This is a genomic window from Fontibacter flavus (genome assembly GCF_042432905.1).
Classification (GTDB): domain Bacteria; phylum Bacteroidota; class Bacteroidia; order Cytophagales; family Cyclobacteriaceae; genus Fontibacter; species Fontibacter flavus.
Genome location: NZ_JBHLWI010000056.1, coordinates 1 through 17,665 on the forward strand (window position 1 = coordinate 1; position 17,665 = coordinate 17,665).

A 17,665-nucleotide genomic window follows, 5' to 3' on the forward strand; every position below is an offset into this window, starting at 1 on the left:
ATGAATTAAGTTTGATCACCCCAAACAATGAAGTCATCAAGAAAACAATAATCCTAACCGAAGAACAAAAATCAGTACAAGAAATATTCGGATTTTAATCTGGGTGTCCCAGTGCGGAAGTCAGGAGTGTCGAGCACAAAGATTTTTCGCTCTTTATCGGATTTCGCTCTGGGCATAAACAATAAAATTTTAGTGGTTACTAGTTAGGAATAAGTTAGAAAAATAAAATTTAGATTACCATTTTAATAAGATAAATAAAAAATAGTTGTAGAAAGCATAATACCATCATGCTGATAATCAGAAATATAAATTCTGATTCTACGATGGCTTTCCCTATAGAAAAAATATTTTAAGGAAAACAGAAAGACCAGCTCTAAGAGATGGTCTTTCTGATCCTGAAATAACTTTAAGCTTATTTAATTTTTACTTCTCCCTCTAATTCCATGAGGAAAGAATCAATTGTTCCGGGTTTGACATGTGGCATGACCACAATTTTGTACCATTCCGGCTCAAACTCATAGGTATTGGCCACCAAATAGTACTTTTGTGCCAATTCTTTGCTCATATACTTGGCCTTAATGGCAATTATATTGAGGTATGGATTTCTGAAATATTCCACTCCCATGCGCTCGAGCTTTTTACAGATTCTTTCTGTTTTGTCACAAAGGGTTTCCATTTTATATTTCCAACCTTCAGAGCCATGGATCTGAAGAATCATCCACATGGAAATGGCATTTGCTCCTGACCTGCTGCCACTGATGGTATAATCTTTACCTGGGATGTATTGGGCTTCATCCGTTTTGACATATTCTATAAAGCCCTTTCTGATTAAGAATAAACCTGTACCATATGGCGTCTGCAGCATTTTGTGCCCATCTGCAGTGATAGAATTCATGTAAGGATTTTGGAAGGTAAATCTACTTGTCGGGTTAGTGAAAGGGTAGATGAAACCGCCATAGGCAGCATCGACGTGCAACTTAAACGGTGTATTCATATTTGTAAAGAAATCTCCCAACATGTCGATATCATCTACTGAGCCAAACATAGTTGTAGACAGATTGGCGATCACAATAAAGTATTTGATACCATTTTCCATGGCATTTTTGATCTTAGATTCCAGGGATTCTTTAGTGATTTGTCTGGTTTCAGGATCCACTTCTAGAATAATGCTCGTCAGGTTAAGGATATTGGCACCTTTCGGCATGGAATAATGGGAATCTTGTGAATAGACTAGTCCAATTTCTCCCAAGCGGGCACCATATTCTTTTATAAAGTAATTGCGGTAGATCCACATGGCTTGAATATTGGCTTCGGTCCCACCTGTGGCGACATATCCATCTTGTTGATTAGGATCTCCATTAAAGATCTCTTCTGCAACAAGCTTTATTAGTTCTTTTTCTATTTTTTGGGTTCCTTCAAAGACCTCCAAAACGGACTTGTCACTTAAAGTATGCACGCCGATATGGTTGGGATTTCTCACCATTGCCGACATATAGGGGGCATCTTTTAGAAATGGGGCGTCCGGATAAAATTCTGTGGTATCCAAATAGGTGCCGGGAATCCCCAGGATAGGATGGTCGCCTCTATAATCAAGGTTCTGATCAAGGGCTTTGAATATTCTTTCTTTAACTTGTTCGTGTGATAATTTTTTCCAGTACATATTACATGTGATTTGATGGTAATGAAATTAATTCCATATCTTCCAAGCAGCTTCTGCCTGGAGGATGAGCATTTCCATACCATTTTTCACTATTGCACCTCTGGCCTCAAGGGACCGCATCAAAAATGTTTTCTCCGGATTATAGACAAGGTCATATACCTTGTGCATACGGGTGATTAGTTCGGGATTGATTTCCGGCATTTCTTCAGTTTTTGGGAATGTTCCCAATGGCGTAGTATTGATAATCAGGTGGTGTGAATGTAATATCCTTTCATCTTCAGCAAGGTCATCGTAGGTGAGGAATTTAGGTTCTGGGGATTTGTTTCTGGACACCATGCTATAATTTATCCCAAGATCTTTCAAAGCCTGTACAACAGCTTTAGAAGCGCCTCCAGTACCTAGGACCAAGGCATTTGGTTTTTCGCCTTTAAGCCATTTTTCAAGTGATTCCTTGAAGCCCAAATAGTCAGTATTATATCCTGTAAGCCTTCCATTTTTGATTTCGATACAGTTGACTGCACCGATTTTTTCGCAGGCAGGATCCAATTCGTGAAGGTATGGGATGACTTTTTCTTTGTATGGGATCGTGACACTCAAGCCATTTAATTCCGGGTTATCTTTCAGAATTTTTGGAAATAAGGAAATATCTTGAATCTCATAGAGATCGAACTGGCAATCAAGGATACCTTCCTTTTCGAATTTGGTTGTGAAGTACTTTTTCGAAAAGGAATGAGTCAATGGAAAACCGATCAATCCGAATTTTTTCATTTTCTATTGATGTAATATGCAGTCCTTTCTATTCCCAGGACTAAGAAGATCCCAAAAAAGAAAGCCAATACTGCGTATAAAATTAATGATTCTTCCCCAGTAACGGAAAGGTAATGCTGAGGTAAGATGTTTTCTGTCAGAAACGGTTTTTGTTCACCTGACGAAGAAATCCTGTACGAAATTACTTGTTTCCAGGGCCATAGTTTATTGATTGATCCCAGCATAAACCCAGAAAGTAGACCTATGGTCACTGCATAATAATGCTTTAACAGCCAAGAGATTACCCTGGAGAATGAAAGTATGCCCAGAACACATCCCGCAGCAAAAAGCCCAAGAGTAAGAAGGTCTTTTTGATTCACAGCCTGTAAAATTCTTTCATACTGACCGAGGATCAAAAGAATAAAACTTCCTGAAATTCCAGGCAAGATCATGGCACAGATTGCAATGGCTCCAGCCACGAAAGTAAACCAAAGGGTGTCTGGAGAACTGGTGGGTGGTAACCCGGTTATCCAGTAAGCAATAATAGTCCCCAGAATCAATGCGATTATTACAGCAATGCTCCAATTTTTGATGTCTCGTAGGATAATCAGTGCTGAAATGATAATCAGACCGCAGAAAAATGACCAAAGCGGAATAGGATGATTGTCCAAAAGAAAAGTGATAATCTTGGAGAGTGTGAAAATTGAAGCGAGTATGCCTATTAACAAGGTCAAGAGGAATCTTCCATTGATATGTTTCCAAAAAGCATGAATTTCCAACTTAAATAAAAGACTAAGCGCAGTTTTGTCGACAGATTTGATACTATCCAACAATCTTTCATAAATGCCGGTAATCAATGCAATAGAACCTCCTGATACGCCGGGAACAAGATCTGCTGCACCCATGGCCATCCCTTTGAGAAAAAGAATGATATAATTTTTGAGTTGATACATGGAATTCAATAAAAAAAGGACTGTCAAAATTAAGCTTAGACAGTCCGAAATATTAAATTTTAAAGCGTTTTATCTCCTAAGAAATGATCAAAGGTGTCACCTCGTAGGCCCAATCTGATGGTTTCTAGGGGGATTACTTCATTTGGTGCAATGTTGCCAAGATTGACATTGGCGCCTAGTAACTTAACAAACCAAACTTGTTGTTCTTTTTGAGGGGCTTCCCAAATGATTTTTTCTTCTGGAATTTTGGTAAGGATTTCTTCTACCAGACCTTGACGGACTTCTCCCGAATCCCTGAAGAGACCTACAGTTCCTCCCTCACGAGCTTCTCCTATGACTTTCCACGAACCGGCTTCCAGTTCTTTTTGCATCTGTTCGATCCATTTGTAAGGAGGGATGATTTTGGCAGCATCTTTGGAACCAACCTCTGAAAGTACTGTTACGTCCTGAGATAAAACCCTGATAAATTCACATTTTTTGTCATGGGGCAAGCTGATGGATCCATCCGATACTTCAGCAAAGGTGAGGCCATATTTTTCTAATACTCTCCTATAATCATCAAATTGGTCACGGATTACAAATGCTTCAAAAAGGGTGCCCCCAAAGTATACTGGAATTCCTGCATCCCGGTAAACCTGTATTTTTTCAGAAAGGCTTTTAGTAAGATAGGATGTCGCCCAACCCAATTTTACAATATCAACGTAATCACTATTGGCACTTAGAAAATTTTCAACTTCCCTGATACTCAGTCCTTTGTCCATAACCATGGTGAAACCTGAGCTACGTGGCTTTTCAGTACGTAGAGGGATGTTCTTTAGAACGTAATTCATTCTGCTTATTTTTCTGATTGATAAACTATTGAACTGCAGAAGGTCCAGAGCCTTCTCTATATTGAGAGATGATTTTGAATATGGCTTTTTGTTTTTTGATTTCCGGCATTAATTCATATAAAATCACATGCTTCTCAAAGTCCAAAGTTAATGCATTTTCCAAATAATTAAATGCCTCTTTGTATTTGCCTGTTTTAAGGAAATAGACTACAATTCTGTAATAAAGCTCGGCTTCTTCAGGTAATTCCTCAATTCCCTCCTTGATGACGTCGATCGTTTCTTCAAACCTGTTTTGGTCAAAATAAATGATGGAAAGATTGACGTAAGTTTCCAGAATGCCAGGTTCCAAGTTAATAGCCTCCTCATATGCCTCGGCACTTGCCTGTAGATTTCCCAATTGGTATTCGGCATCAGCAAGGCCTACCCAATAATTTGGATTCTCATCAGTCAGTTTGATGGCTTTTCTAAAATAATGGATGGCTTCAAAGTATTTCTCTTTTTTCAACATGCACATCCCCAGCCCAAACCAGGCATCGTCATACTCAGGATCCAGTTTAGCGGATTTTTTAAAGTATTTGAAGGCCATGTCGATCTGATCCAGCTTTTCATAAGCCGCGCCCAGATAGCAACAGTTTTCGGCATTGGCACCCTCACAATTGATGGTGTTTTGGTAAGCTTCCAGTGCCAGATCATATTGCTGGGTATTCATGTAGGCATTGCCAAGATTGAAATAGGCTGAAGAAAATGAATCGTCTATGATCAAGGCATAATCATAGGCCTTGATGGCATCTTCAAATCTGCCTAGTCTGTTGTATACCACACCTAAATTGTACCAAGCACCAGCACTGTAAGGATCCTGGTCAATAAATTCCTGATAAAAATTCAAGATTTCATTGAAAGATCCTTCCTCTTCCGTAATCATAGCCAATTGGAACAGGGCATCCTCATGATTGATCCTGATTTTGACACATTCTTTGTAGTGATAAATTGCCTTTTCTGTATTGTTTTCAGTTCTGTAAAGATTACCCAACAGGTAGTGTACTTCAGCTTTATCCTCAGACATGGGCATAAAGTCCTCTAACATCTGGATTGCCTCTTTTCCACTACCTGCCATCATCATGGCATTCGCATAAGCCAGGACAATATCTTCATTGTTTGGCGAAAGGTTATTGATATTTTCCAGAATCTCCAAGCCTTCTTCCAGCTCGTCATTAAATATGAGGCAATTGGCTTTCAAAAGCCTGATTTCAATACTAAAAGGGAATTTTTCCAGGGCATGTTCTGAGGCCTTAAGTGCTTTGATAAACTTCTGTTGATCAAAGTAGTACCGGATAATATTTTCCAATTCCTCTTCTTCGAAGTATAAATCCAAGTTGGACTTTAATGAGTTTTCGAACCTTTCTACCAACTCTCTATCTTCTTCCCATTCGTTTTCAAAGTCTCCGGTCATCAGCTATAATTTATTTGAAATTAAGATACCAATTAAATTGGTGTCTTAAAATCTATGATTGAATATTTTTTGTATTAATGGATGATTTTGGGCAGGCGTATTGAGATCCGGATTTATACCGGTCATTTCTTCAAACGACAAGTTTGTCTTTTTCGTTCGATTTTGCCCACAATAGTGTTTCCTGAAGAGTTCTATAGTTAGGGCTGATCAGATTGTTAATTTTACTGTTGTCCATATGGACCTTCAATTGGGACAACATTGCTGTCTGCTTGTTGAGGGGGTTTTTTGTATTTCCTAATTTATTGGCGAACCAATTGAAGAAAAGCGCCATATTGAGCATCCAACCTTTTACCGGTTTGGCAGGAGCTTTTTTACCAAATGCTTTGGCCATTTCTTCAAAAAACACCCGATAAGGAATACTTTCTGCATTGAGGATAAAATTCTGGTTCCAGGCAGATTTATCGTATAGCTGCCAGACCTGATCAGCAGCATCTCTCACGTCTATGTAATTGACTGATCCAGTTGGGTAGAAGGAGTTTTCTTCCAATACATAGTTGTAGATTCTTGTACTACTTCTGTCATCCGAAATTTTCCCCAACAAAATGCTTGGATGTACAACAATGGCTTCCAAGCCTTCCTGTACTCCTCTCCAGATTTCCAGATCAGCAGAGTATTTTGAAATGGCATATGGTGTATTCAGCTCAGAGTCTATCCATTTATGGTTTTCATCTAGAATAGTTGCTTCAGGGTTTCTCCCCAGCGCTGCAACGGAAGAGACGTGGATGATTTTTTTGATTCCCAACTCCAGCATGGTGTTAACTACGTTCGAAGTCCCTGTAGAATTGATATCCATGAGCAATTTCTGGTCCTTGGGGTCAAAAGATACCATACCTGCTGCATGGATGACCAAATCTGAGGACTTTAAGGCTTCTTCCAAAGAGACAACATCATTGATATCCCCTTCATGCCAGGTAACCTTTTCAGCAAATTCTCCCAGAAGCCTTAGGTCACTATGAGCCCTCCTTAGGCTATGTACATCGCCCAAAGTTGCAAATTTTTTCACCAAATAGCTTCCAAATAGGCCTGTTGCGCCTGTAATGAATATTTTCATAGGGTTTGATTGAGGATGTCCAGTTCCTGGATGGTCTCATAATATTTGGAATTGCCCAGACCTTCCAACATGTCTAAGTAACGTTGGTTATGGCAGTCTGTGCCAAATAATTTTACTCTTTTTTCGTCTATCAGCATTTCTGCAAAATGCTTGATCGGTTGTGAATAAAACCCTGTCAATGACAAAAGGTTGATCTGAAAATAAATTTCACGATCCAAAAGGTCGTCCAGTAGTTTTTTGTCCCGAATGAGGTAATGGTAACGCTCAGGATGTGCTAAAATGGGTTTGTATCCATTCATCTCCATCGAGAAGAAAACCTCCATCATCATGTGGGGCTTGTTCATAAAACCCGTTTCTACGAGTACTAGGTTATCTTTGATGGTGAGGAGTTCCTGTCCTGATTCGACTTTTTCAAGAAAAAACTCGTCCATGTAATATTCTGCAGCTGCGTCGATATGGATATCTATACCTTCTTTTTCAAGTGCGAACCTCACTTCCTGAAGCCCAAGTCTGATGATTTCAGGTGTATTCCTGAAATATTCAGTCATGATATGTGGGGTTGTAATAATCTTCCTCAAACCGAAAGATTTGAGACGTTTGATGAGGGAAATGGATTCTTCAAGCGTTTTTGTGCCATCATCAATGCCCGGAATCAAATGCGAGTGCATATCCACCTCCAGCCATTTCAGGCTGAAGTCATGATGTGTTTCATCTTTTTGCTTTTTGAATAGGTCCAGTATTCCCATGATTATAAACCACCTTCACTTTCAATGGTAAACTCCCGGAGTGTGGGCCAGAGATTATCTCTCTCCGAAATCAACGGATCATTGATTTGCCAATCAATATTCAAATCAACATCATTCCAAATGATGCCACCTTCACTTTCTTTATGGTAATAATTCGAGCATTTGTAAGAAAAGACTGCCGGTTCCAGCACAGAAAATCCATGTGCAAATCCTTTTGGTATATAAAGCATGTTGTGCTGTTTGGCATTTAATTCCACCATATAGGACTTTCCGTAAGTGGGGGAGTTTTTTCTTAAATCTACCGCTACATCCAATACCCTGCCCGTGATTACCCTCACTAATTTCGCCTGAGCGTATTTCCCTTGCTGAAAATGAAGTCCGCGTAAGGTGCCTGTATTGGAAAATGATTGGTTTTCCTGAACCCATAACTCGTTGATTCCAGCTTCTTTCAACATGTCTTCCCTGTATGACTCAAAAAAGTAACCTCTGCTATCTTCCCAGACTTTAGGATATATCTCTAAGACGCCCTGTAGAGGCGTTTGTTTTATTTTCATGCTAATTTTGGGATAATAACCTCAAATATAACAGGAAATCCCTCTAGGTTGGTAAATTTACAGGATAATCCTTGTGGAACTAATCAAGACCTTACCTGCTTTATAAAATATATGAGTAAATTTTCCAGAAAGCTTCAAAAACTTTATGATACTGCGCCCAAACAGGAGACAGCGGTACTTGTAGCACTTATCCATCAAAATCAAACTGAACAGCAGGTTGAAGAATACCTGGATGAATTGGCTTTTTTGACGGAAACACTTGGAGCAAAGACCGTTTACAGATTTACACAAAGGTTGGAAAAACCGGATGTAAAAACATTCGTGGGTTCTGGTAAACTTGAAGAAATCAGGTCCTATGTAGAGCATTTTGAGGTGGATATGGTCATTTTTGATGATGACCTATCGCCATCCCAGATGCGGAACCTTGAAAATGAATTGAAGGTGAAGGTGTATGATCGGTCCCTGTTGATCCTGGATATCTTCCTTAACCGTGCGCAGACTGCACAGGCCAAAACCCAGGTAGAACTGGCAAGATTTCAGTATTTGTTGCCAAGATTGACCAGAATGTGGACCCACTTGGAAAGGCAAAGAGGGGGTACAGGTACTAGAGGTGGAGCAGGTGAGAAAGAAATCGAAACGGATAAAAGGGATATCCGAAATAAAATAACATTGCTGAAATCAAAGCTCAAAGAGATTGAAAAGCAAGGCGAGACCCAAAGAAAAGGTAGAAAAGGAATTGTCCGTGTTGCCTTAGTGGGCTATACCAATGTTGGCAAGAGCACCCTGATGAACTTGATGACTAAATCCAATATTTTGGCCGAAAATAAACTTTTTGCCACCGTTGATTCCACAGTCAGAAAAGTCGTCCTGGACAATATTCCCTTTTTGCTTTCTGATACAGTGGGATTTATCCGTAAACTGCCTACACATTTGATTGAGTCCTTCAAGTCTACTTTGGACGAAATCAGGGAAGCAGACTTGCTTGTACATGTAGTGGATATTTCACACCCGGGGTTTGAAGACCATATCTCAGTGGTCAGAAATACACTCAATGAAATCGGAGCGGGAGATAAACCAATGTTGTTGGTGTTCAATAAGATCGACCTGGTGCCTAAAATGCCAAGCGAGGAAGAATTACAGCAAATGACCGATTTGGAGATTGAAGAAAGCAATTACCTGGATTTTGACAAACTTTCCCAAGCATTTGAAAAGAAAACAGGGATTCCTCCTGTGTTCATGGCAGCTCATATAGGCACTCATGTAGATGAATTTAGGGCAGCTTTGGTCAGGGAAGTCAAAAAGGAACACCTTAAAATGTACCCCCATTATTTGGAGAGCGAAACCATCGACCTGTCGCAATTTGAAGATGAAGGCTGATTACTTCATCCTGATGCGCCATTCCTTAGGATAGTAATTGTTTACCCTATTGCCAAGATTCTTGAGCCAGCCCAAAGGCATATTCTGAAAGGTGACCAATACCCATCCTTCAGGTAAGTCTTTGGGCTGAATATCTTCTTTGCGCAGGTAACCCAGCGCTTCTTCCTTGGTGAGTTCAAAATGAGCAAAGTCCTTTTTAGGGAGTAAGCTTAAGGCCCATTCGTGGTTAGGTATAAACTGGTCTTTATTGAATTTGCCCAGTTCTACTCCAAAATATTTGATGTTCACAAAGCGTGTGAGGTATTCGAAATGATACTGAAAGATCGGGTTTAGCCAAAAGAAGCTATCCTGTAGGGTGTAAAGTGTGCTTTCTTCTGGTATGCCTAATCTTTGAATCAGTTTTTGGACATCCTGCTTATTGACTGATTTGATAAATGGGTGTTTGAAGTCTTTTGCTTTTTTGGGCTCATGATGGTAAGCATCATCTGGTCTTTTGAAAACTGAAATAAAAAAACCCTCCCCTTCCACCAAATGGGGGAAAAATCTATAACCATAATATTTGCCCTCCTCGGTATCTACCTCACTTTCGACAATACCCCAAGAGGAATCCAATGGTATCCGGACAGGTTCATAGGTGAATTCCGAACTGATGAAACGTACTAATTCTTCATTTTCCTTTTCATTGAAAGTGCAGGTACTGTAGATCAGGTAACCTCCCCCTTTAACCAAACTGCCGGCTTGGTCCATTATTCTTTCTTGCCTTAATGCACAAAGATTGACATGGTCCTCTGACCATTCTGATCTGGCATCTGGGTCTTTTCTAAACATTCCCTCCCCTGAGCAGGGAGCATCTACCAACACCACATCGAAAAAACCTTCCAAAGCGGAAAAATGCTCTGGGTCGTTTTGTGTGACCATGGTATTGCCCAAGCCCCATTTGATGATGTTTTCTTTGAGGATGTTTGCCCTGGCTTTGATTACTTCATTGGCAACCAAAAAACCATCATTTCCCAAATAAGTGCTTAAAATGGTTGACTTTCCTCCCGGGGCAGCTGCCAGATCTAAAAAAATACCGTCAGTAGGTGCCTGAATGTGTTTAAGGATATATTCAATAAACATGGAAGATGCTTCCTGTACATAGTAGCATCCTGCATGGAACAATGGATCCAAGGTAAAAGAAGGTCTTTCTTCTAAAAAAAAGCCTGATGAAGACCAAGGGACTGCCGTCATGGCAATCTCAGCCTCAAAAGTTTTATAAGGATTTTTTCTGAGGGAGACTCTTGGCTCTTTATCCAAGGCTTCCCTGAAGGCCTTAAAATCCATTTCTCCAAGAGTGGTTTTCATTCTGGATTCAAACGCTTCGGGTAAGTTGATCTTGGGCATGAATGGATTTTTTTGACAAAAATAAGGTTTTCTTGTTAAGCTGTTTTTGTCGCGTTGAATACTTTATGGGGAAAGTCTTTTAGCTGCCGTTTCAAAAGTGCAAAATGCATATCAGCCTCCTTTTTCAAAATTTCTAGAGATGCTGTTTTAAGCATCAGTTTTTCGAACACCAAATAATTTTCATCTGCATCATGCCAATCGCCTATTGCTTTCTGTGCTGCATCTAAATAATCAATGTTTAGAAATGTGTTTTGAGTCTTAGGGAGCAAATTTGATAGGTTCAGCACCACCTTGATTATTTTTCTTGTTTCATGATAATTTTGTTCAGATAGCTGGATCTGTGCTGACTGTATTTGAGTGATCAGAAAGTTTTTCAGGACAAAGTCCGGGTAGGATGTGATTTTCTTGGAATATTTGGTATAACCACGTTTTGCGGCTTTTCGAAACTTTTTTTTTGATCTCAAAAAGTGCATGGTTGCCCGATTTTTTCTCTTTTCAAATATTTTGGTAATCCAAGGATGGTTGAGTTCAAGTTGATTGGTTATTTCCAAAAAAATATGGATTTCTCTGATTTTGCCAGCAGCTTTGAAGATTTTCCGGACCGGTTCAAAAGTTTTTTTGAATTGAGCTGCATCCTGGTCATGGTCCAAAAATTGAACCAAAGCTGATATTTTTTTGATATTCACCCTAAGTTGGTGCAGATCATTTGGTTCCTGATATCGAAAATACTGTTCCAGGTGCTCGCTGAGCTTATCCCAATGCTCATCCAAGTACGACTGGATTAATTTTTTGGGGATCATTTTTTAAAGAAATGTTTTTTCAATTTACGTTTTTTATTTCAATCTGTATTCCGTGGTTTGGTTAACCAAAAAGTTGAAGGTTGAAATCACGAAATGTGTTCATCTATAATCTAGGAGCGTATTTCAAGGTAAAAAAAATCAACAAATAACCCTTCCAACGAAGAGCTGGAAGGGTTGTCTAAAATTATCGTTTTTCGTTATACGTTGTCTTCATCATCAAAGTCATCTTCATCAGGTGATCCCATGTCAAACATCGCACTGAAAAGGTCTTTGAATTGCATCCCTGTATCGAGCAGTTTTTTACTGAGTTGGCTGTATTCGGCTAATCCATGAAGTAAAAATTCCATAAAGAATTCCTTTTCTTTTTCCGGAAGTGGATTGATTGTGTTGGTGACCAAGTCTTCCAGTCCTGGAACTTTATGTAATTCGGTTTTATAGATTTTGTCAGATTGGGAGGCAAGAATATCTAAAGTATTTCCTTCTCCGAACCAGGATAGTGGAAGCACATAAGGGTTACCTTCTTTATCTTTTTTCTTTTGTTCAGGAGAAGGGAAGAAATTCACAAAAAGTGTTCTGATGGCTTTCCCGATGAGGTTATAAGCTACAAGTCCTGCACCTTCCTGCTCTCCTTCATAAACAAGCTCCACTTTTCCAGTAATGGCAGGAATAACTCCGATAAGATCTGCCATCCTGACTACAGTATTTTCCTCATTGTTCAGGTAAATTCTTCTCTCAGCAGCAGAAATCAGATTTTCGTACGCCGAAATGGTAAGGCGTGCAGAAACACCACTTTTTTCATCTACATATTCACTACTTCTGGCCTCTATAGCTATTTGTTCAATAAGGTCTTTCATTAATTCCGGAACATGTATTTTTTCCAAAGGTCTCCCTGTCAATTTTGCCTCTTGTACAGTAATTCGTTTTCCTATTTCGATTGACTTTGGATAATGGGTGATGATCTGACTTTCAATTCTGTCTTTAAGTGGCGTCACAATCGAACCTCTATTGGTATAATCTTCGGGGTTGGCTGTGAACACAAATTGGATATCCAATGGCAGTCTGAGTTTGAAGCCTCGGATTTGGATATCCCCTTCCTGAAGGATATTGAAAAGTGCCACTTGAATCCTTGCCTGTAGGTCAGGGAGTTCATTGATGACAAATATTGAGCGGTGGGATCGTGGAACAAGACCGTAATGGATTACCCTTTCATCATTGTAAGATAATTTTAAGGTTGCCGCTTTAATTGGGTCAACATCCCCAATTAGGTCAGCTACAGACACATCAGGTGTTGCCAATTTTTCGGTGTAGCGGTCATTTCTATGCCACCAGGCAATGGGGGTATGATCTCCCTTATTTTGGATCAGTTCCGTTGCATAATGAGACAATGGATTAAGTGGGTCATCATTAAGCTCAGCCCCTTCTACCACAGGAACGTATTCATCCAAAAGTTGGGTCATCATTCTGGCAATCCGGGTTTTTGCCTGACCACGTAATCCCAGCAAGTTGATATTATGACGTGAAAGGATAGCCCTTTCGATATCAGGAATTACAGTGTCTTCATATCCCCATATGCCTTCAAATACCTGTTCCTGTTTCCTGATCTTCTCGATCAGATTTTTTCTAAGTTCTTCTTTGATGGAAAGTGGTTGATAGCCAATGGATTTCAGTTCTCCCAGTGTTTTTATTTTGAGTAATTCTTTTCCAGAAAGTTGTTGGTAGTTCATTTTTTAAAGTCTTTTGGTACGGTTTCTTCTATAATCTTCAAAAATCAGGTCCCCCAGACCCTTAAGGCTGCTGTAGTAAGCGTTTCCATTATTTACCTTGGTGAATTCTTTGACAAATTCTTTCAAATAAGGATCTGAAGCAATCATGAAGGTGGTGACAGGGATTTTCAGTTTGCGGCACTGAGCCGCAAGTTTCAAGGTTTCATTTAAGATTTTACTGTCAATGCCAAAGGCGTTTTTGTAGTATTTTATCCCTACTTTCAGACAGGTGGGTTTACCGTCTGTGATCATGAATATCTGCTTGTTGGGATTTTTCCTTCTCCGCAACAGATCCATGGCCAGTTCAAGACCTGCCACTGTATTGGTGTGGTATGGGCCTACCTGTAAATAAGGGAGGTCTTTGATGTCTATTTGCCAGGCATCATTGCCAAATACTATGATGTCTAAGGTGTCTTTTGGATACCTGGTTTTGATCAGTTCAGCCAATGCCATGGCTACTTTTTTAGCAGGAGTAATCCTATCTTCTCCATAAAGTATCATGGAATGGCTGATATCGATCATCAAGACTGTTGAAGTCTGCGTTCGATATTCGTTTTCTACTATTTCCAGGTCATCTTCAGTCAGGAGATAATCACCTGAAAATCCATGATTGACCTGAGCATTTCTCAAAGAGTCTGTCAAAGCAATTTGGTCCAGATTGTCTCCAAAAGCATATGGCCTTCTTTCAGAACCCTTTTCTTCGCCTTGCCCGGAATGAGTAACCTTATGTTGCCCACCTTTTCCTTTTTTGAGTTTGCCGAAGATTTCCTCCAGCGCACTTTTTCTAATACTTTGTTCAGATTTAGGCGTAATTTTTAATTCTCCCTTTTGGTTTTCTTCGGTGAGATAGCCTTTGGATTTTAGGTCTTCAATAAAATCACCAATGCCATAATTGGGATTTGTGAGTTGATAGCGCTTATCCAAGTTGCTTAGCCACGACAATGCCTCGGCAACATCTCCTCCAGTCATCGTGACCAACTGAAGAAAAATATTGAGCAAGTTCTCGAAGGTGTTTTTCTCTGGATCTGTTGGCGGAATATATTTTGTGAATCTAAATCCTCTCATAATTTGTTATAACAATAAGCTTGTCAAGCTGGTTTACTTCATACATGTAAATTACTGATAATCATGAAAAACTATTTGTTTCCAGTCTATTTAGTGACATCATTTCTCATCATTTATGTGACAGCTATTCACGCAAATCTAAATATGGGACTTATCATGTTTATGTTTTCACTATCCCCTTTACCCATTGTATGGATGGTATATAGGGTGTTGAAGGCAGAAGTAGAGGTAAATTCTACCTTTGAGGAAAAGTGGTATGAGGATATGTAATTATTCTCAGTTTATACTTAAAAAATTGTAGGTTAATAACAGGTTAATGTAGCTAATTAACAATGTTGATATACTTTGTTAAGTATAATTAAATCTAAAAATTATCAACTTATTTTTAAGGTAAATATAATTTTTTCCGATAGTAAATTGTACTTACCGAATAAATATTATTTGTGTAAATCAAAGACATTTGCATACATTTGTGAATTGATTCAAAAAACAGAGGAAATTAATTGAAATGAATAGGAGAATAAAGGTTCATGGCAAGGTTCAAGGCGTATTTTTCAGAAAATATGCTCAAAGAAAAGCCATGGAATTGGGTTTGGTTGGTTGGGTAAAAAATGAGGAAGATGGTACTGTTTCCCTGGAAATTGAAGGAGAGCTGCATTCTATTTTGGCAATGCAATCATGGCTAAGGTTAGGTCCGCCAGAGTCAACCGTGGAAAGTTTGGATATCACTTCAGGAGAAGATCAAGGATATCAGGAGTTTTTGATTTTACAATAATCATTATTGACAAGCGCCCTCTGTAAATTTTGTAACGCCTTTGCTTCTAGCTTCACAATCATTACTATAAGTTTTTCCATCACAGCCACAGACAGGTAAGTATATATCGTAGCAGGCATATGTTTGCTTGATTAAAGATGGATCTATACACCCATCTCCGATAATATTCTGATCCTCAACGCAACTGAATGCAGAAATAAAAATCATTGAAGTCATCAGAACCGCTTTTTCCAGATATTTTAGAGTATTTTTATTCATTTGCCTCGAATATAATATTATGTTGTCAATCTAACATTTTGAAATTTTTAGGACCCTGTTGATAAATGTAGCTGATTTGGCATTGATAGGCCTGTAATGATACCAGGAACCATATCTTTTTTCATTTGGGTTGAAACCATGACGAGTTCAGTCTTCAATTCGTTTCAGCATTTATAGGTTCTTTGTCAGCTATGTAAAAGGAAGCTTTCATCATTAAGTCTGAATTATTTTGCTAATTTTGCTTTAAAAAAACGAATTATATGCTTGACAAATTACAAGCACTGAAGGATAGATTTATTGAAGTGGGCCAACTCATCATCCAGCCGGACGCCATGTCGGATATGAGTAAATATACCAAATTGACCAAGGAATATAAGGATTTGGAAAAAGTGGTGGCTCTTTTTGATGAGTACAAATTGGTGTTGGACAATATTGCCCATTCAAAGGAAATACTGGATAAGGAGAAAGATCCGGATTTTAGGGATATGGCCAAAATGGAGTTGGAAGAACTTAAGGAAAAGCAAGAGCAATTAGAGGATCAATTGAAGCAGCAGCTTATACCCAAGGATCCTAATGACTCAAAAGATTGTATCCTTGAAGTCCGTGCAGGTACAGGAGGCGATGAAGCGGCTATTTTTGCAGGTGATTTGTTCAGGATGTACCAGCGGTTTTGTGAAAAGCAAGGCTGGAAACTCACCATTCTTGATTTAACATTCGGTTCCTCTGGAGGGTATAAAGAGATTATCAGCACCGTGAGCGGAGCAGATGTCTATGGCATGCTCAAATATGAATCAGGAGTACACCGGGTGCAAAGAGTGCCTGCTACTGAAACCCAAGGAAGGGTGCATACATCCGCTGCTACTGTAGCGGTTTTGCCAGAAATGGATGAAGTAGAAGTGGATATCAATATGAATGATATCCGAAAAGATACCTTCTGTTCCTCAGGTCCTGGAGGTCAGTCTGTCAACACGACTTATTCTGCGGTGCGCTTGACCCATAATCCAACTGGGTTAGTGGTGACCTGTCAGGATGAGAAGTCTCAGATCAAGAACTTTGAAAAGGCCTTGAAAGTACTACGTTCAAGGTTATATGAGATTGAATTGGCCAAACATAATGAGGCAGTAGGTGCTCAGAGAAAATCCATGGTGGCAAGTGGCGATCGTTCCGATAAAATCAGGACTTATAATTACCCCCAAAGTCGTGTAACGGATCACCGGATCAATAAGACCGTGTACAATTTACCGTATGTGATGGATGGGAATATTGAAGATTTTATTTCAGCATTACGCTTTGCTGAGAATGTTGAAAAAATGAAATCCACTGGAATGGAAGACTAATCAAGTCTTCCATTTTTTTTATTAGGCGATTTGGTTTTTTTTTTGCTTCTCCGTTCTTTTTTGAATAGCCCAACTTATCCTCAAAAGATCTAACTTGATAAAAAAGATGGCTTTCAAGTATTGAAACTTGATAAAGGGCGTTAACTTGATAAGGATAAACCCACCATCATTCATGAAGATAGAAGGAAAGAACAAGGTAAGTTTGGTAACTTGGAACGACAGCCATTTTCACAGTTTGTACCCTTTGGCCAATAATCCCAATATTGCCAGAAGTTTACGGGATAGTTTTCCTTCTCCTTATACCATTCACGATGCCAGACATTGGATAGAGCATAATATTAAATTTAACCCACCACAGAATTTCGCTATTGAATTTGAAGGTCAGTTAGCAGGATCAATAGGCTGTCAAGTTGGTAAGGATGAACTTCGGACGAATATGGAAATAGGGTTTTGGATAGGTGAACCTTTTTGGGGCAAAGGCATAGCTTCTGAAGCATTGGTGTTGTTTACAGAATATGCTTTGAGAAAATTTCCTGAAATTAAGAGGATTTATTCTCAGGTTTTTGATTTCAATGTAGCCTCCATGAAGGTTTTGGAAAATGCCGGTTTTGAACCGGAAGCTATCCTTAGGCATGCTTATATCAAAAACGGAAAGGTCGGAGACATTTTTCAATATGTGATTATCAGAGAGGAAGTTGAAAAGTATGAATAATATTGATGAAAGAATAACAAAAAGGGGGTGTCCGAAAAGTCGAGACACCCTTTTTTTATTGTTGATCTTCTCTAAAATTATTATTTTAGAGTTGAACAAAATACAACAATGTCTAAGGTAGTTTTTAAAAATCAGACTGGCAAT

The 17,665-nt window shown here is 39.1% G+C and carries 18 protein-coding genes; 5 read left to right on the forward strand and 13 right to left on the reverse strand.

From position 1 onward, the window contains the following. Positions 1-412: 412 nt before the first annotated feature. The 8 genes from ACFFIP_RS17495 to rfbC form a co-directional block, all read right to left on the reverse strand. Positions 413-1,660, reverse strand: a complete 1,248-nt coding sequence (locus tag ACFFIP_RS17495; RefSeq protein WP_382389047.1) for a pyridoxal-dependent decarboxylase — start codon at positions 1,658-1,660, stop codon at positions 413-415. 27 nt (positions 1,661-1,687) lie between these two features. Continuing rightward, entirely contained in the window at positions 1,688-2,428 is a 741-nt protein-coding gene (locus ACFFIP_RS17500) for a shikimate dehydrogenase family protein (protein WP_382389048.1), read from the reverse strand. Continuing rightward, positions 2,425-3,360 (reverse strand): polyprenyl-phosphate transporter, encoded by a 936-nt coding sequence (locus tag ACFFIP_RS17505; protein ID WP_382389049.1) that lies wholly within the window; start codon positions 3,358-3,360, stop codon positions 2,425-2,427. Before ACFFIP_RS17505 ends, ACFFIP_RS17500 begins: the two co-directional genes overlap by 4 nt. A gap of 59 nt (positions 3,361-3,419) precedes the next feature. Continuing rightward, on the reverse strand, positions 3,420-4,190 hold the full coding sequence (locus ACFFIP_RS17510; protein ID WP_382389050.1) for a phosphosulfolactate synthase: 771 nt from the start codon (positions 4,188-4,190) through the stop codon (positions 3,420-3,422). Between the two features lie 25 nt (positions 4,191-4,215). Next, on the reverse strand, positions 4,216-5,640 hold the full coding sequence (locus ACFFIP_RS17515) for a tetratricopeptide repeat protein (RefSeq protein ID WP_382389051.1): 1,425 nt from the start codon (positions 5,638-5,640) through the stop codon (positions 4,216-4,218). A 130-nt stretch (positions 5,641-5,770) separates the two neighbouring features. After that, positions 5,771-6,751: an NAD-dependent epimerase/dehydratase family protein gene (locus tag ACFFIP_RS17520; protein ID WP_382389052.1), complete on the reverse strand. Its 981-nt coding sequence runs from the start codon at positions 6,749-6,751 to the stop codon at positions 5,771-5,773. Next, the gene (locus ACFFIP_RS17525) at positions 6,748-7,497 is read right to left on the reverse strand and encodes a tyrosine-protein phosphatase (protein WP_382389053.1); all 750 of its coding nucleotides are present in this window, start codon (positions 7,495-7,497) and stop codon (positions 6,748-6,750) included. The genes ACFFIP_RS17520 and ACFFIP_RS17525 overlap by 4 nt, the downstream gene beginning before the upstream one ends. Before the next feature lie 2 nt (positions 7,498-7,499). Then, on the reverse strand, positions 7,500-8,051 hold the full coding sequence (gene rfbC / locus ACFFIP_RS17530) for a dTDP-4-dehydrorhamnose 3,5-epimerase (RefSeq protein WP_382389054.1): 552 nt from the start codon (positions 8,049-8,051) through the stop codon (positions 7,500-7,502). A 111-nt stretch (positions 8,052-8,162) separates the two neighbouring features. Between rfbC and hflX the strand changes: the two genes are divergently transcribed. Further along, entirely contained in the window at positions 8,163-9,428 is a 1,266-nt protein-coding gene (gene hflX, locus ACFFIP_RS17535) for a GTPase HflX (protein WP_382389055.1), read from the forward strand. Here the strand turns inward: hflX and ACFFIP_RS17540 are convergent, their stop codons facing one another. The 4 genes from ACFFIP_RS17540 to ACFFIP_RS17555 all read right to left on the reverse strand — a co-directional run bounded on the left by ACFFIP_RS17540 (position 9,429) and on the right by ACFFIP_RS17555 (position 14,439). Next, positions 9,429-10,811, reverse strand: a complete 1,383-nt coding sequence (locus ACFFIP_RS17540) for a methyltransferase RsmF C-terminal domain-like protein (RefSeq protein WP_382389056.1) — start codon at positions 10,809-10,811, stop codon at positions 9,429-9,431. A gap of 35 nt (positions 10,812-10,846) precedes the next feature. After that, positions 10,847-11,611: a CHAD domain-containing protein gene (locus ACFFIP_RS17545; protein ID WP_382389057.1), complete on the reverse strand. Its 765-nt coding sequence runs from the start codon at positions 11,609-11,611 to the stop codon at positions 10,847-10,849. A 197-nt stretch (positions 11,612-11,808) separates the two neighbouring features. Beyond that, a complete protein-coding gene (locus ACFFIP_RS17550; RefSeq protein WP_382389058.1) occupies positions 11,809-13,335 on the reverse strand; it encodes a P-loop NTPase family protein in 1,527 nt (508 codons plus the stop codon). 3 nt (positions 13,336-13,338) lie between these two features. Further along, the gene (locus ACFFIP_RS17555) at positions 13,339-14,439 is read right to left on the reverse strand and encodes a vWA domain-containing protein (protein WP_382389059.1); all 1,101 of its coding nucleotides are present in this window, start codon (positions 14,437-14,439) and stop codon (positions 13,339-13,341) included. 63 nt (positions 14,440-14,502) lie between these two features. On the opposite strand from ACFFIP_RS17555, the gene ACFFIP_RS17560 reads away from it, so the two are divergent. Both ACFFIP_RS17560 and ACFFIP_RS17565 read left to right on the forward strand, forming a co-directional pair. Continuing rightward, positions 14,503-14,709: a hypothetical protein gene (locus ACFFIP_RS17560; RefSeq protein WP_382389060.1), complete on the forward strand. Its 207-nt coding sequence runs from the start codon at positions 14,503-14,505 to the stop codon at positions 14,707-14,709. 238 nt (positions 14,710-14,947) lie between these two features. Then, the gene (locus ACFFIP_RS17565; protein WP_382389061.1) at positions 14,948-15,214 is read left to right on the forward strand and encodes an acylphosphatase; all 267 of its coding nucleotides are present in this window, start codon (positions 14,948-14,950) and stop codon (positions 15,212-15,214) included. Positions 15,215-15,217: 3 nt separating this feature from the next. On the opposite strand, the gene ACFFIP_RS17570 is transcribed toward ACFFIP_RS17565, so the two are convergent. Continuing rightward, entirely contained in the window at positions 15,218-15,472 is a 255-nt protein-coding gene (locus ACFFIP_RS17570; RefSeq protein WP_382389062.1) for a Kazal-type serine protease inhibitor family protein, read from the reverse strand. Between the two features lie 260 nt (positions 15,473-15,732). Here ACFFIP_RS17570 and prfA point away from each other — a divergent pair, with 260 nt between their 5' ends. Continuing rightward, a complete protein-coding gene (gene prfA / locus ACFFIP_RS17575) occupies positions 15,733-16,809 on the forward strand; it encodes a peptide chain release factor 1 (protein ID WP_382389064.1) in 1,077 nt (358 codons plus the stop codon). A 172-nt stretch (positions 16,810-16,981) separates the two neighbouring features. After that, positions 16,982-17,521 (forward strand): GNAT family N-acetyltransferase, encoded by a 540-nt coding sequence (locus ACFFIP_RS17580; RefSeq protein ID WP_382389065.1) that lies wholly within the window; start codon positions 16,982-16,984, stop codon positions 17,519-17,521. Positions 17,522-17,665: the final 144 nt, after the last annotated feature.